Origin of the sequence: Nitrobacter sp. 62-23, assembly GCF_001897285.1 — a bacterium.
Classification (GTDB): Bacteria; Pseudomonadota; Alphaproteobacteria; order Rhizobiales; family Xanthobacteraceae; genus Nitrobacter.
Window position 1 is genome coordinate 96194 of record NZ_MKSM01000064.1, and the last position, 12287, is coordinate 108480.

Sequence of the window (12287 nt, forward strand, 5' to 3'; positions counted from 1 at the left end):
GCCTCAGTCGTGGAACATGCGGACGGGTGTGGGGCTGTATTTGCTTGCCGTCAGGAAGCGGCTTAACTGCTCGCGCGCCTGCTCATGCGCCGCGGCCTTGCGGGAGTTTTCGAGAGCATCGGCCCGCCCCTGTGCCGCCAGCATCGCGGTGAGATCGGCAAGCTGGCTTGTCTGGACGCCGAGAAGCTGGTTGCCCGCCTGGGTCGCCTGGAGCATGCCGACGGCCGACTGGCTGGAGTCGACCAGGGTGCTGGTCTGCGCGCGCGTACTATCGAGATTCTGTACGGCGACAGCACCGGCCTTCAGCGAGTGCTCATAAGCGGACAGCGATTGCTGCCAGCGGTCGCGCGCGGAGGCGATGAGTTGCGCGTCGGACTTGCCGACCGCAAAATTCTGGTAGGTCGATGAGAACTGCGCCTCGATATTGCTGACGTTATAGGCAAGCCCCTCCGCCTCGCCCATCAACCGCTTCATCTCGGCGAAGTTGCCCTCGATCTGGGAGAGAACCGAGGTCGGCAGATTGGCAAGCTGCTTCGCCTGATTGGTGAGCATCTGCGCCTGATTGGCGAGCGAGGCGATCTGATTATTGATCTGCTGAAGCGCACGCGCGGCGGTCAGGACATTCTGCGCGTAGTTGGACGGATCGAACACGATCAGCGCCGAGGCCGGCGCGGCGACATATGCAACGCCGAAGGCAAGCGCGCCGGCGGCGAGAGCACGGCGTAGGCGGGCGTGGCGAAACATCTTCGTCATGATGAAATCTCCGGTCCGGTTGGGTTGACGACACCGGACCCAGCCGCTCCCGTGGACGGGTCGATATTGGTGAGGTTCGGAACGAGGTCGGCAGCCCAGGCGAGGTCATTGGCGTAGAGCCAGGCTTCGAGGAAATACGGCCGCGCGCCGTCGCGCAGCAGCTCATCGATCAGGGCGTGCGCGGCTTTGTCGGATGACGCACAGAGCGCCAGCGCGACCGCTCCAAGACCAAGCTCGAACAGCCGGTTGCCGCGTCGCGATTGGCAGTAGTAGTCGCGTTTCGGAGTCGCCCGCGCGATGATCTCGATCTGGCGGATATTGAGTCCAAAGCGCTCATAGACGGCGGTGATCTGCGGCTCGATCGCGCGTTCGTTGGCGAGGAAGATCCGCGTCGGGCAGCTCTCGACCAGCACGGGCGCAATCGGTGACGCCTCGATGTCGGTAAGCGACTGCGAGGAGAAGACGACGCTGACATTCTTTTTTCGCAGCGTTTTGAGCCATTCCTTGATCTTGTCGGCAAAGCCACCATCATCGAGCGCACGCCAGCCCTCGTCGATGACGAGCAGGCTCGGTCGCCCATCGAAGCGGGCCTCAATGCGATGAAACAGATATGAGAGAACGGCCGGCGCAGCCTTGGTGCCGACAAGTCCCTCGGTCTCGAAGGCTTGGACGTTCGCCGTGCCAAGAAGCTCATGCTCGGCATCAAGCAACCGGCCATGCGCACCGCCGATGCAGTATGGCCGCAGCGCCTGCTTCAGCACTGAAGACTGCAGCAGCACCGTCAGCCCGGTGATGGTGCGCTCCTCAACCGGCGCCGAGGCGAGCGAGGTCAGTGCGGCCCAGATATATTCCTTTACCTCCGGGGTGATCGTGACGCCTTCACGCAGGAGAATGTCGACCAGCCAGTCGGCAACCCAGGCCCGCTCAGAAACATGATGGATGAGGGCTAGCGGCTGGAGCTGAGCGGAAGTTGATTCCGCATCCTCGGTGAGCGAGCCGCCTAGATCCTGCCAATCGCCGCCCATCGCCAGCGTCGCGGCGCGAATGCTGCCGCCGAAGTCGAAGACGAAGACTTGAGAATTGCGATAGCGGCGGAACTGGAGCGCCATCAGCGCGAGCAGCACCGACTTCCCCGCCCCAGTCGGTCCCACGATCATGGTGTGGCCGACGTCTCCGACATGGAGGGCGAAACGGAACGGCGTCGCGCCTTCGGTCTTGGCGTAGAACAGCGGCGGGGCGGCGAGATGCTCATCCTTCGCCGGGCCGGCCCAGACCGCCGACAGCGGCATCATGTGCGCAAGGTTGAGAGTCGAGATCGGCGGCTGGCGGACGTTGGCGTAGGTCTGGCCGGGGATGGAGCCGAGCCAAGCTTCGATGGCGTTGACGCCTTCGACGATGCAGGTGAAGTCGCGGGACTGGATAACCTTCTCAACCAGGCGCAATCTCTCGTCGGCGATGGCGTGATCGGCGCCCCAAACCGTCACTGTGGCTGTAACGTAGACCTCTCCGACCTGATCGGAGCCGAGATCCTGCAAGGCAGCATCGGCGTCGGCCGCCTTGTTGGCGGCGTCGGTGTCCATCAATACCGACTGCTCGTTCGTCATCACCTCCTTGAGGATTGCGGCGACGCTCTTGCGCTTGGCGAACCATTGCCGCCTGATCTTCGTGACGAGACGTGTGGCCTCTAGCTTGTCGAGCATGATGGCGCGCGTCGACCAACGGTAGACAAAGGCGAGCCGATTGAGGTCGTCGAGGATTCCAGGGAATGTCGTGGTCGGGAATCCGATGACCGTAACCGTGCGCAGATGGAAGTCGCCAAGCCGCGGCTCCAGCCCGCCTGCGAGCGGCTGATCGGCCAGCAGCGCGTCGAGGTGCATCGGCGTCTCGGGCATGCGCACTCGATGGCGCTTGGTCGAGACCGTCGAATGCAGGTAGGTCAGGGTCTCGCCGTCATCAAGCCAATCGGCTTCCGGCACGAAGCCTTCGACCAGGTTGAGCACGCGGTCAGTGCGATCAACGAAACTCTTGAGCAGCTCCCAGGGATCAACGCCGCCGTGCTCGCGGCCCTCGTAGAGCCAGGCTTCCATACGCGAGGCTTCCTCGGCCGGCGGCAACCAGAGATAAGTGATGAAGTAGCTCGACTCGAACAGGACGTCTGAGTCCTCGAACTGCTCGCGTCGTTCGACCTCCACCAGTGCGGAAGCCGGCTCCGGAAACAGGCTTTCCGGATAGTCGGTGGCGGGATGACGCTGCGCCTCGACGAAGATCGCCCAGCCGGAGCCGAGACGGCGCAGCGCGTTGTTGAGGCGCGCCGTAGTGCTGACCAGCTCGGCCGGCGTGGCGCTGTCGAGATCGGGACCGCGGAAGCGTGCCGTCCGTTGGAACGATCCGTCCTTGTTGAGGACAACGCCTGGCGCGACCAATGCCGCCCAGGGCAGGAAGTCGGCAAGCTGCGCGTTCTTCCTGCGGTATTCGGCGAGGTTCAGCATCGGCTTGACCTCACACGTCCATGTGCGCCGGATAACGCAAATGTCGGCGGCCGACGTCGACGAATTGCGCGTCGCGCTTTGCGGCCCAGACGGCGGCGAAATGCCCGATCGCCCAGATGACGAGGCCGGCGATCCACAGGCGCAGGCCGAAGCCGACCGCGCCGGCAAGCGTTCCGTTGGCGATGGCAACCGTGCGCGGCGCACCACCAAGCAGGATCGGTTCGGTCAGCGCGCGATGCACCGGCGCGAAGAAGCCTCGGACATCCTCCTCCATCACACCAGCGCTCCGCCGCCGAACGAAAAGAAGGACAGGAAGAAGGAAGAGGCTGCGAAGGCGATCGACAGGCCGAAGACGATCTGCACCAGCCGGCGGAAACCTCCGCTCGTGTCGCCGAAGGCTAGCGTGAGGCCGGTCGTGATGATGATAATGACCGCCACGATCTTGGCGACCGGCCCCTCGATAGATTCGAGGATCTTCTGAAGCGGTTCTTCCCACGGCATGGAGGAGCCGGAGGCATGGGCCGGCGCCGCCATCAGCAGCGTCACCGTGGCTAATGCAGTCGCCTCGGCCAGGTGGCTGCGCAAGCGAAGAAGAACAGACGGGATCATTCAGGATCTCCATTCGACGGGTGTTGAAGACGGGATGGGAGCAGCGCGTTGAGCGTGCGGTAGTCGCCGGTGGCCGGATCGAGCCCATTGACATGGGCGATCTCGGCGAGGCGGCGCTCAGTGCCGCGACCGGAGAGAACGGCAATGACGTCGATGGTCTCGGCGATCAGGGCACGGGGGACCGTGACGACGGCCTCCTGCACGAGCTGCTCCAGGCGGCGCAACGCGCCGAGCGCCGTGTTGGCATGGATGGTGCCGACCCCACCGGGATGCCCGGTGCCCCAGGCTTTGAGGAGATCGAGTGCTTCGCTGCCACGCACCTCGCCGACCGGAATGCGATCGGGACGCAAGCGCAGCGACGACTTCACCAGATCGGAGAGCGACGCGACACCATCCTTCGTCCGCAGCGCGACCAGGTTCGGCGCGGCGCATTGCAGCTCGCGCGTATCCTCGATCAGCACAACGCGGTCGGAGGTTTTCGCCACTTCCGCCAGCAAGGCGTTCGTCAAGGTCGTCTTCCCGGTCGAGGTGCCGCCGGCAACGAGGATGTTCTTGTGCCGTTCGACCGCGAGCCGCAGCACGTCGGCCTGGCTCTGCGTCATGATGCCGGCCGCGACGTAATCGGCGAGCGTGAACACGGCGACCGCCGGCTTGCGGATCGCAAAGGTGGGCGCCATCACCACTGGGGGCAACAGGCCCTCGAAGCGTTCGCCAGTCTCGGGCAGCTCGGCCGAGACGCGCGGTGAGCCGGGATGCACCTCGGCGCCGACATGATGCGCGACCAGTCGCACGATGCGCTCGCCATCGGCCGGGATCAGCACGTCGTCGGTGGCGACAAGACCTTCGCGCAGCCGGTCGACCCAGAGCCGGCCATCGGGATTCAACATCACTTCGACGACGGCGGGGTCTTCGAGGTAGCGGGCGATCGCGGGGCCGAGCGCTGTGCGCAGCATGCGCGCACCACGCGACAGTCCTTCGTTGCTGTGATGATGACCCGGCATCGTGCCCCACTCTGGCCATCCGCGAGACGGTTGGATGGCGACGGGGACAATCAAGAAAGGCAAAACTTACGGTCGGGCAACAGGATTTATTTGAAAGTTCGTAGTGCGCCGTAGTTCGTCGTAGAGGGTCGAAAAAATACTTGAAATACTCGGTCTGGCGGGCCGACGTATTTTTCCGTCCCTCGGACGTCACAGACCAAATCAAACGCAACACTCCGCGCAACAACTAGTTACGCGATCTTAGAGCTTCAAGAAACGTCGTCAGAACTGGGTTTGCATTGTCCGGCTTCCAACAGGCGATGTAGCCAAGTCGCGTGGCACCGTTGCCGTCATGAAGAGGGCGAAACACGACGCCAAGGCTGGTCAGTCCAGCGGCGGATTCGCACTGAAGGCTGATGCCCTCTCCGCCAGCCACTTCGCTCAGAATGCTCTCTCGGCTCAGATAGCGCGTGACGATCTGCGGATGGTCCGACGGCGCGGCGAGATGCTGAACGAGGATCATGCGGATATCGGGACCTGGATCGTGATGGCTGACGAGAAAGCGTTCGTCCTTCAGCTCCGGCCAATAGATAAGCGTCTTTTCCGCGAGCGGATGATCGACCGGCAGCGCGACGACGAGATGCTCCGACCAGAGTGCGATCGACTCGAAGATTGGGCACCTGCCCGCGTCGCCGAGGACAACGGCCAAGTCCACCCTTCCGGAATAAAGACCAGCAATAATCTCGATAAAGGGCGCCTCGAGCAACTCGACGTCGATATCCGGATGGCGCCGCCGGAAGGCGCGCACGAGTGCGACCAAAGCACCAGTCGAGAGGGACTTGTAAAAGCCGACGACAAGATGCCCGCACGTCCCGGCGCCGCAAGCTTTCGTGCGCTCGCAGAGCTGCTCGAAACCATCTACAAGACGGCGTGCCTGGTCAACGAATGCTTCGCCAACTCGCGTGAGCCGCGCACCTGACGTCGAGCGCTCAAAAAGGCTGACGCCAAGCTCTTCCTCAGCCTCCTTGATACGCTTGCTGATGATCGGCTGTCTGACATTGAACTCGTGCGCAGCCGCACTGAAGCTCCCGTTGCGAGCGCTGGCGACGATGTAGCGAAGATGGCGCAGGTCCAAAAGCTTCCTCCTGGAGCCACACGCGCCGTATCGTCGTTCTATCCCTTTACCTTCGGTCCCACTTTAAGGTTCACAGGGATGATAGAAGCGACCTAAATCAGATACTGATGGCGCGATTGTTTCAAAGCAGATTCGTGATCTTCTTGGACGATAAAGTCCTTAAGCGCTCCCCTGCTTAAGGCAGTCTTAAGGGGGCGGCGGCGGCCCACGCAACGGAGGAAAGAATGCAACTCTGCCATCATAGTGATCGTTATTCATGAAGATGCGTTCACAGCTGGCCGCCCACCCGGCAGATCGTGATAACTCGTCCCCTCATCGCGCAGCGCGCGGTCGATCAGGCCGAAGTAGCGAGTCGGTCCGATGGGATTGATCTGGCCGGTCGAGGTAATGCCAACGAGCAGCCGGCAGCCAGGCGCGAAGAACTGCTCGGCGACCAGGACGGCGAAGGGTGTTCTGACGACGCAGCCGACGATCCCGACCTCGCCGACGCCGTCGATGTCGAAGGCGAGAAGCTCTGTGTAGTATAGAAGGCCAAGAACCCTTCATGGATACGCCCAATGCCCGTCCGCTTGAGACAGCGGACGACGCTGCAGATAGCGACCGGACCGCTAAGTGATCGCTGGGGACGCAAGGGACTGATCGTCGCGGGCATCTGGGTGCATCTTCCCGCTGTTCTTCGCGGGGTTCGGTCTCGGTGTCGAGCGGATCGGTCTCCTCAAGGCAGTCTATCCCGCCAGGTGGAGAACGGCATCCCGTCTCGTCGGTCGCCCGCCTGATGATCGTCAGTCTCGGTCGACCTCGGAGTAGGCACGGACCGTCTCAATCCCACCTTGGCGAACTCGAAATTACCGCAATTTTGATCGAGCCCTCAGCCGACGAGGCCGCGGACGACCACGTAGACGCCAACGCCCGCGACTATCACGGCGAACACAATAGACAAGGTTCGCTTCTGCCTCGCCAGCCGCGCAGCGAGCCGGCCGCCGAAAAGACTGCCGGCGATGCCGCCCAACACAAACATGACGACCAACCGCCAGTCGATTAATCCGGAAAGCGCGTAGTTCGTGGCCGTCGCCAGTCCGAAGGCGAAGACTGATACCAGGGAGGATCCGATTGCAGCCAGCAAGGGCATTCTCGCCCCGGCAACAAGGCCCGGCACGACCAGGAAGCCACCGCCGATACCGAAGAATCCTGCAAACAGCCCTGCCCCACCTCCGAAAGCCGCCAGACGCGGAGCAACTGCCGCCACACTTTCCTTCGTCAATGGAACGAATTCCTTGATCTCGCCCTTCGGCTTTCTGAGCGTCAAGAGTGCGATTGCGATCATCAGCAATCCGAACAGGAAGAGCAGCCGCTGACCATCGAACGACTTGCCGATCGTCGAGCCCAGACTGGCGCCGACAATGCCGCAAGCTGCGAACACCAGCGCGCAAGGCCAATGCACATTGCCGGCGCGGGCATGAACGACCAGGCTCGATAGCGCACTCAGTGCAACAGCCACCGCGCTAGTCCCAATGGCCACGTGCGTTGATTGTACGCCTACCCCGTAGACGAGAAGCGGGACGGCGAGGATAGAACCTCCCCCGCCGATCAGCCCGAGAACGATCCCCACCAGGGTCCCGGATCCGGCTGCGAGTATGTCATGGATCATAGACGCGCTCGCCCTTAGCGCACGTCGGGAGCGGCCATCCACTCTTTACCCTTGAGCATCGCATGCCAATAGATCGGCGGCAGGATTCTCTCCTTCAGCCACCAGGCCGCTCGGGTCGGCTTCTTACCATTCAGGATGAAGGCAGGGAAACTCGGCAGAAGCTTTCCGCCATATCCGAACTCGGCGAGGACAATTTTGCCGCGCTCGACGGTTAACGGACACGATCCATAACCGTCATACACCGCCTGCTTCGCTCGAAGCCCCAAATCGACGCATATATTCTCGGCAACGATCGGGGCCTGCTTGCGGGCCGCTGCGGCAGTCTTCGCGTTCGGGGCCGAGCATACATCGCCCAGAGACCAGATATTGGCGTATGTCTTGTGCCGCAGGGTTCCCTGGTCCACGTCGACCCATCCGGCTGCGTCCGCCAATGGACTTACACGGATAAAGTCTGGCGCGCACTGAGGCGGTGTCACGTGGATCATGTCGAATTGCACTTCGACGGTCTCTGCCGGACGATCAGAAGAGGTCTTGGTGAAGTACGCCTTCTTTCCGGGACCATCGATAGCGACGAGATTATGTTGGAAATTCAGCTTCGCATCATACTTCTTTACGTATTCCATCAAGGCAGGCACGTAATCAGCAACGCCGAACAGCACGCCGCCCGCGTTATAGAATCCGACGTCGATGTCGCGGAGATGGCCATGGCGATGCCAATGATCGGCCGACAGATACATCGCCTTCTGCGGTGCGCCCGCGCACTTGATCGGCATCGACGGCTGCGTAAAGACCGCATTTCCTGATTTCAGTGAACGGACGAGTTTCCAGGTATAGGGTGCAAGATCGAAGCGATAGTTGGAGGTCACACCGTTGCGGCCGAGTGTTTCGGTCAGTCCATCAACCTTTGCCCAATCGAGCTTCAGGCCGGGGCAGACGACGAGACGGTCGTACTTTACAACGCGGCAGCCTTCCAGAATGACGGCATTCTCACTCGGCTCGAACGCGGTGACGGCAGCTTTGATCCAGGTCACGTCAGAGGGTACGACCGACGCCATCGTATGGACGGTAGTCGTTGCGTCAAAGATACCGGCGCCGACCATAGTCCATCCGGGTTGGTAATAGTGAATGTCGGCGGGATCGATGATAGCGATGTCAAGGTCTGGCGCGCGCGCCAGAAGACTCGATGCGCAGGCAATACCAGCGGCACCGCCGCCGACGACAACGACGTCATAGCTTGCGTCTGCCAGGTGCCCTGGGGTCTTGCCGCCGTTGGCAATCCTCCGCGCGATGCCGGACATATCGTAACCGGCTGCTTTGGCCGCTCCGAGAAGTGCCGGAAGGGGTTTCGTGGATGCGTTGGCCAAACACCACAGCGACGTGGATCGTGTTCCGGTACGACAGAATGCCAAGGTCGGTTTCGGCAGGCTCTTCGATATCTGTCCAAATTTCACGGCATCGTCATCAGACATCTTGCCGGAAACAACCGGCAGATGGACGAACTCAAGTCCGCGGGCGGACGCTGCCACTTCCAATTCCCGAGCCGATGGTTGATCGGCGGCCTCACCGTCTGGTCGGTTGCAGATGATGGAACGGAAACCGGCCTCCTTCAGCGCGATCATATCCTGCGGCATAATCTGCGCCGACACGCTCAGCTCATCGGATAATTTCTTCACATCCATGCGTTTTCCTTCCCTCTCCTATCGGGCTTGTTGTCCTGCATTTAGAGTGTGTTGATCGGCACCTTCAGAAAGGTCTTTCCACTTTCGTCCGGTTCAGGCAGGTGTCCCGCGCGCGTGTTGACCTGAAGCGACGGCACGATGAGGCGCGGCATCGAGAGGGTCTTGTCGCGGGCTTCGCGCATTTGCACGAAGCTATCTTCGCTCACACCATCGCGAACATGGATGTTGTGCATGCGCTCTTCGCGGACAGTCGTTTCCCAGCGAATGTCGCGACCATTGGGTCCGTAGTCGTGGCATAGAAACAACCGGGTTTCTGGCGGCAATGTCTCAAGGAGCTTCCGAACGGAGCGATAGAGTGTGCGGGCGTCGCCGCCTGGAAAATCAGCCCGCGCGGTACCTCCATCAGGCATGAACAATGTGTCGCCGGTGAAGGCCGCGTCTCCGACGACGTGGGTCGTGCAGGCCGGCGTATGTCCCGGGGTATGCATGACAATCGCGGTGATATTGCCGATCGAATAAGTATCGCCATCCTTGAATAGTCGATCGAATTGACTGCCGTCGCGCTTGAACTCGGTGCCTTCGTTGAAGATTTTTCCGAAGGTCTCCTGCACGGTCAAAATGTGCTCACCGATTCCGAGTTTACCGCCAAGCTGTCGTTGGATGTACGGCGCAGCCGAAAGATGATCGGCGTGTGCGTGGGTTTCGATGAGCCAATCGACTTGCAACCTGTTATCACGGATATAGGCGATGATCCGATCTGCCGATGTGTAGCTGATACGGCCAGCCGCGTAGTCGATGTCCATGACAGAATCGATCACCGCGCAGGACGACGAGGACGGATCCTTGACGACATAGCTGATGGTGTTGGTCTCGGGATCGAAGAACGGCGTAACCTCGGGCTTAACCGCGAGATCGATCGGATAGCTCATGGTGAGACTCCCTGGGTCTTCGACCGCTTCCCGATCATCGTGCCGAGGAACGTCCGCAGACCCTGCCGAGTTTTTCCGCCCCTGCTGATCAACGTCATCAAATCCATCGGAGAGCCATAGGTTTTGCTGTGGCGGACGGCGGTCACGATATCGACCCGCCGATCACTTACATAATATTATATATATAACTATGTATGTGTGAAATTGATTGAGTCAAGCGGAAAATCATTGATGTGTACAAATGTGCAGCTATATAACCATTTCTATAATTATAAACTTATGTAATTGTATGCACTGCCAGGATCATCATGTGTGACCCCAAGATGGACCTTCTGATGAACGACGTGACGCCTCGCCCCACTTCCCCCTTGCGGATGGGGGACGCCGCCCCCGACTTCGAAGCCCGATCCACGAAGGGCCCGATCCGGCTTTCCGACTACAGAGGCCGATGGCTGGTGTTCTTCTCGCACCCGGCAGATTTTACGCCCGTATGCACGACGGAGTTTGTTGCGCTGGCCAAAGCGCAAGACCACTTCGCCGCGCTGGACTGCGCCTTGTTGGGCCTTTCGGTTGATAGCCTCTATTCGCACCTGGCCTGGACCCGGACGATCACAGAGCTGTTCGCGGTGGAGATTCCATTTCCAGTGATCGAGGACCCGTCGATGATGGTAGGCCGTGCCTACGGCATGATTGACGAAACGGCCGAGAACAGCGCGAGTGTGCGGGCAACCTATTTCATAGATCCCGAAGGTGTCATTCGCGCGATTACCCACTATCCGCTAACGATCGGCCGCTCGATCGACGAAATGGTGCGGATGGTGGCGGCGCTGCAGGCAACCATGTCGGGCCAGAAGTTGGCGCCGGCCAACTGGCAGCCCGGAAGGCCGTTACTCCTGCCCGCCGATGAAAAAACGCAAAAGGATACCAACTGGTTCTGCCGGAGCGCCGCATGAGGGCGTTATGGCAATCGCGTGAGCAAGCAGATTCTGCAGCGGACAAATTGCGCAAGTTCGCTCAGCCTCAGCGCCTGATGATCCTTTCGCTCCTGCGGGAAGGCGAAAAGTCCGTGACGGAAATCGATGTGGCAACCAGGATCGGACAGCCTGCGCTCAGCCAGCAACTCGCGGAACTCCGTAAAGCCGAACTCGTCACGACGCGGCGCCAGGCGAAACAGATCTATTACAGCCTGGCTCATGAATCAGTGGCGCTGTGTGTTCGCAGCATCGAGGCCGTCTTCAATGCCGGGGATCCGAAACAGGTCTTGTTGGACATGGCGAGGCCCGATCTCCGCCTAGAGAGTGAAGGCGTCGTGCGCGGAGCGGCGAATTTCGCGCGACTTCGTTGATTGTACGGCTGCAGATTTCAAGGAGGATTCAATGTCGACCGACGACCGTCCCGTCAGCCGCTTCCCTGTCCCCAGCCTTGCCGACATGCCTGCTGACATACGTGAACGCATCGAGGCGGTGCAGGAGAAGTCCGGCTTCATTCCCAACGTGTTCTTGGTGCTGGCCCACCGTCCCGAAGAGTTTCGCGCCTTCTTTGCCTATCATGATGCACTGATGGACAAGCCCGGCAATCTCAGCAAAGCCGAGCGCGAGATGATTGTCGTGGCGACCTCCAACGTGAACCAGTGCCAGTATTGCGTCGTCGCGCATGGCGCGATCCTGCGCATCCGCGCCAAGGACCCGCTGATCGCCGACCAGGTCGCGGTCAATTACCGCAAGGCCGACATCACAGATCGGCAGAAGGCGATGCTCGATTTCGCGATGAAGGTCAGCCAGTCCGCGCAACTGGTCCGAGATGCTGATATTGAGACGCTCAAGACCCATGGCTTCGACGAGGAGGACGCCTGGGACATCGCGGCCATCGCAGCCTTCTTCGGTCTGTCGAACCGTTTGGCGAACGTCACGAGCATGCGCCCGAACGTCGAATTTTATTCTATGGGCCGCGCTTGAGAGAAGAGCTACGAGATATGTGTTCTTGAATTGGCTAGATTCCTTGCGCACGAGCCGCCGCACCGGTGCGGCCGCTCACGGCGCCAATCCAAAGATGGTGGTCGGTTTTC

Annotated in this window: 13 protein-coding genes; 4 read left to right on the forward strand and 9 right to left on the reverse strand. The window is 60.8% G+C overall.

Annotated elements, in window-relative coordinates:
* Positions 1-3: 3 nt before the first annotated feature.
* From trbJ to BGO16_RS05695, 6 genes are all read right to left on the reverse strand, one after another.
* Positions 4-753, reverse strand: coding sequence for a P-type conjugative transfer protein TrbJ (trbJ, locus tag BGO16_RS05670; protein ID WP_292617610.1), 750 nt, complete (start codon positions 751-753; stop codon positions 4-6).
* Entirely contained in the window at positions 750-3242 is a 2493-nt protein-coding gene (gene trbE, locus BGO16_RS05675) for a conjugal transfer protein TrbE (protein WP_292617611.1), read from the reverse strand. The genes trbJ and trbE overlap by 4 nt, the downstream gene beginning before the upstream one ends.
* Positions 3243-3252: 10 nt before the next feature.
* The gene (locus BGO16_RS05680; protein WP_292617612.1) at positions 3253-3516 is read right to left on the reverse strand and encodes a VirB3 family type IV secretion system protein; all 264 of its coding nucleotides are present in this window, start codon (positions 3514-3516) and stop codon (positions 3253-3255) included.
* Positions 3516-3851 carry a TrbC/VirB2 family protein gene (locus tag BGO16_RS05685; RefSeq protein WP_292617613.1) on the reverse strand — a complete coding sequence of 112 codons (336 nt, stop codon included), beginning with the start codon at positions 3849-3851 and terminating at the stop codon, positions 3516-3518. The genes BGO16_RS05680 and BGO16_RS05685 overlap by 1 nt, the downstream gene beginning before the upstream one ends.
* Positions 3848-4852 carry a P-type conjugative transfer ATPase TrbB gene (trbB, locus tag BGO16_RS05690; protein WP_292617614.1) on the reverse strand — a complete coding sequence of 335 codons (1005 nt, stop codon included), beginning with the start codon at positions 4850-4852 and terminating at the stop codon, positions 3848-3850. The genes BGO16_RS05685 and trbB overlap by 4 nt, the downstream gene beginning before the upstream one ends.
* 226 nt (positions 4853-5078) lie before the next feature.
* Positions 5079-5966 (reverse strand): LysR family transcriptional regulator, encoded by an 888-nt coding sequence (locus BGO16_RS05695; protein WP_292617615.1) that lies wholly within the window; start codon positions 5964-5966, stop codon positions 5079-5081.
* A 296-nt stretch (positions 5967-6262) separates the two neighbouring features.
* On the opposite strand from BGO16_RS05695, the gene BGO16_RS18100 reads away from it, so the two are divergent.
* The gene (locus tag BGO16_RS18100; RefSeq protein ID WP_363091522.1) at positions 6263-6493 is read left to right on the forward strand and encodes a hypothetical protein; all 231 of its coding nucleotides are present in this window, start codon (positions 6263-6265) and stop codon (positions 6491-6493) included.
* 341 nt (positions 6494-6834) lie between these two features.
* Here BGO16_RS18100 and BGO16_RS05705 read toward each other — a convergent pair whose 3' ends face one another.
* The 3 genes from BGO16_RS05705 to BGO16_RS05715 are packed head-to-tail and all read right to left on the reverse strand — an operon-like array spanning position 6835 to position 10222.
* Positions 6835-7614, reverse strand: a complete 780-nt coding sequence (locus BGO16_RS05705) for a sulfite exporter TauE/SafE family protein (RefSeq protein WP_292617616.1) — start codon at positions 7612-7614, stop codon at positions 6835-6837.
* A gap of 14 nt (positions 7615-7628) precedes the next feature.
* Positions 7629-9293, reverse strand: coding sequence for a bifunctional protein tyrosine phosphatase family protein/NAD(P)/FAD-dependent oxidoreductase (locus BGO16_RS05710; RefSeq protein WP_292617617.1), 1665 nt, complete (start codon positions 9291-9293; stop codon positions 7629-7631).
* 41 nt (positions 9294-9334) lie between these two features.
* Complete coding sequence (locus BGO16_RS05715) at positions 9335-10222, reverse strand: MBL fold metallo-hydrolase (protein ID WP_292617618.1); 888 nt, start codon at positions 10220-10222, stop codon at positions 9335-9337.
* A gap of 323 nt (positions 10223-10545) precedes the next feature.
* Here BGO16_RS05715 and BGO16_RS05720 point away from each other — a divergent pair, with 323 nt between their 5' ends.
* From BGO16_RS05720 to BGO16_RS05730, 3 genes are read left to right on the forward strand one after another with little or no spacing between them, the layout of a single operon-like run.
* Positions 10546-11175 carry a peroxiredoxin gene (locus BGO16_RS05720; RefSeq protein ID WP_292617619.1) on the forward strand — a complete coding sequence of 210 codons (630 nt, stop codon included), beginning with the start codon at positions 10546-10548 and terminating at the stop codon, positions 11173-11175.
* Entirely contained in the window at positions 11172-11567 is a 396-nt protein-coding gene (locus tag BGO16_RS05725; RefSeq protein WP_292617620.1) for a metalloregulator ArsR/SmtB family transcription factor, read from the forward strand. Before BGO16_RS05720 ends, BGO16_RS05725 begins: the two co-directional genes overlap by 4 nt.
* Before the next feature lie 31 nt (positions 11568-11598).
* Complete coding sequence (locus tag BGO16_RS05730; protein ID WP_292617621.1) at positions 11599-12177, forward strand: peroxidase-related enzyme; 579 nt, start codon at positions 11599-11601, stop codon at positions 12175-12177.
* The last annotated feature ends 110 nt before the right edge of the window (positions 12178-12287 follow it).